The sequence below is a fragment of the Curtobacterium sp. B8 genome (genome assembly GCF_000333315.1).
In the GTDB taxonomy this organism is placed as follows: Bacteria; Actinomycetota; Actinomycetes; order Actinomycetales; family Microbacteriaceae; genus Curtobacterium; species Curtobacterium luteum.
Genome location: NZ_BACW01000315.1, coordinates 1 through 2,257 on the forward strand (window position 1 = coordinate 1; position 2,257 = coordinate 2,257).

1 protein-coding gene and 1 pseudogene are annotated in these 2,257 nt (G+C 75.4%); both read left to right on the forward strand.

Features of this window, described 5'->3' with window-relative positions:
• Positions 1 to 1,892: Pls/PosA family non-ribosomal peptide synthetase (locus I59_RS07780; RefSeq protein WP_022903379.1), on the forward strand; the 1,892-nt coding region annotated here is incomplete at its 5' end.
• A gap of 8 nt (positions 1,893 to 1,900) precedes the next feature.
• Positions 1,901 to 2,257: pseudogene (locus tag I59_RS23415) on the forward strand (M1 family peptidase); the annotation flags it as partial.

Genomic DNA, 2,257 nt, shown 5'->3' on the forward strand with positions numbered 1-2,257 from the left:
TGCACGTGCGGGTGTGGCTCGCGGAGCGGATCGCGGAGGCGGTGGACGGTCCGTCGACGGCGGGTGCGCCGTGGATCAGCTACTACGCGAGGGCGTTGGGGGCGCGGATCGGTCGTGACGTGGACCTGCACGCGTTGCCGCCGGTGACGGGGATGCTCCGTGTGGGGGCGCGCGCGTCGATCGAGCCGGAGGTGGACCTCGCGGGGCACTGGGTGGACGGGGACGTGTTCCGGTTGGGTCCGGTGCGGGTGGACGCGGACGCGGTGGTGCGGAGTCGGTCGACGCTGCTGCCGGGGGCGCACGTGGGTGCTGGTGCCGAGGTCGAGCCGGGTTCGTCGGTCGTCGGTCGGGTGCCCGACGGCGAGCGGTGGGCGGGGTCGCCGGCGGAGCGCGTGGGGTCGGCTCGGCACGACCGGGAGGCCCGTCCCCCGTCGCGTCGACGCTGGCTCGTCGCGTACGGGGCCGGTTCGGTCGCGGTCGCGGGGCTGCCGGTGGTCGGCGTCGCGGCGGGCCTGGCCGTGGTGGTGGCGCTCGTTGGTCCGGCGTCGACGCTCGGTGTGGCGCTGCTGCGTGCCCTCGCGGCGGTGCCGCTCGGGGCGCTCGTCGCCGGTGTCGTGTACGCGCTGCTGGTCGTCGCGTCGGTCCGGCTGCTCGGGCTGGGGCTGCACGAGGGCCGACACCCGGTGCGGAGCCGGATCGGCTGGCAGGTGTGGACGACGGAGCGGGTGCTCGACGCGGCGCGGACGCTGCTGTTCCCGGTGTACGCGTCCCTGGTGACGCCGCTGTGGCTGCGGCTGCTGGGCGCTCGGGTCGGGCGGAACACGGAGATCTCGACGGTGCTGCTCATCCCCGCGCTGACGCAGATCGCGTCGGGGGCGTTCCTCGCGGACGACACGATGGTGGCGACGTACGAGCTCGGTGGCGGGCGGGTGACGATCGGCCGGTCGAAGGTGGGTCGGCGGGCGTTCCTCGGCAACTCGGGCATGACCGGGGCGGGACGGTCGGTCCCCCGCGAGGCCCTGGTCGCCGTGCTGTCGGCGGTGCCGAAGAAGGCCAAGCGCGGGTCGTCGTGGCTCGGGACGCCCCCCGTGCGGCTGCGGCGTGCGCCGACCGAGTTCGACGAGGAGCGCACGTTCCGGCCGCCGCGGCACCTCAAGGTCGCGCGGGGCTGCTGGGAGCTGCTGCGGCTCGTCGCCCCGGTGGTCTCTGCGGCGATCGCGCTCGGGGTCGTCGGTGCCCTGCTCGCCCTGTGGTCCTCGGTCGGCCTGGGGTGGACGGTCGTCCTGGCGGGTCCGGTGCTCATCGCCGCCGGGGCCGTGGCGGCCGTCGTGTCGACGGCGGCGAAGTGGGCGTTCGTCGGCCGCATCGACGCCGGCGAGCACCCGCTGTGGTCCTCGTTCGTGTGGCGGAACGAGGTGCAGGACACGTTCGTCGAGACCGTCGCGCGGCCGTGGTTCGCCGAGCAGGCGACGGGGACGCCGGCGCTCGCGGCGTGGCTGCGCACCCTCGGCGCGCGCATCGGCCGGGGTGTGTGGATCGAGACGTACTGGCTGCCCGAGGCGGACCTCGTGACGATCGGTGCCGGCGCGACGGTGTCCCGGGGGACGGTCGTGCAGACCCACCTGTTCCACGACCGGGTGATGCAGCTCGACGCCGTGGACCTCGACGCGGGCGCGACCCTCGGGCCGCACAGCGTCGTGCTGCCGGCCGCCGGCATCGGCGCCGGCGCCACGATCGGGCCCGCGTCGCTCGTGATGCGCGGCGAGCAGGTGCCGGCGGGGTCGCTGTGGTCGGGCAACCCGATCGCGCCCTGGACGGCACCGCCGTGGACGACCGGGTCGGCCGCCGACCGCGCCGCACGGACCCTCGACACCGCGGTCGTGCCAGACTGAGCGGCACCGTGAAGCCGCCGACGAACAGCCCCGCCGACCCGTACACCCCGCACAGCGGCGACCGCCGGTGGAGCGCCGTGCACTACGAGCTCCGGCTCGGGTACCGCGTCGCCACGAACCGGCTCGACGGCACCGCGACGATCAGCGCGCGTGCCGTCGAGGACCTCGACCGGATCGTCGTCGACCTGCACGGGCTCACGGTCGAGCGGGTGGACGTCGACGGGCACCGCGCGAAGAAGGTGTCGACGGCGACGCACAAGACCACCGTCACCCCGCCCGGACCGATCGCCGCCGGGGCGGAGTTCACGGTCCCACGTCAGTACCGCGGGACGCCCCGGGCCCATCGCAGNCCCTGGGGTCAGGTC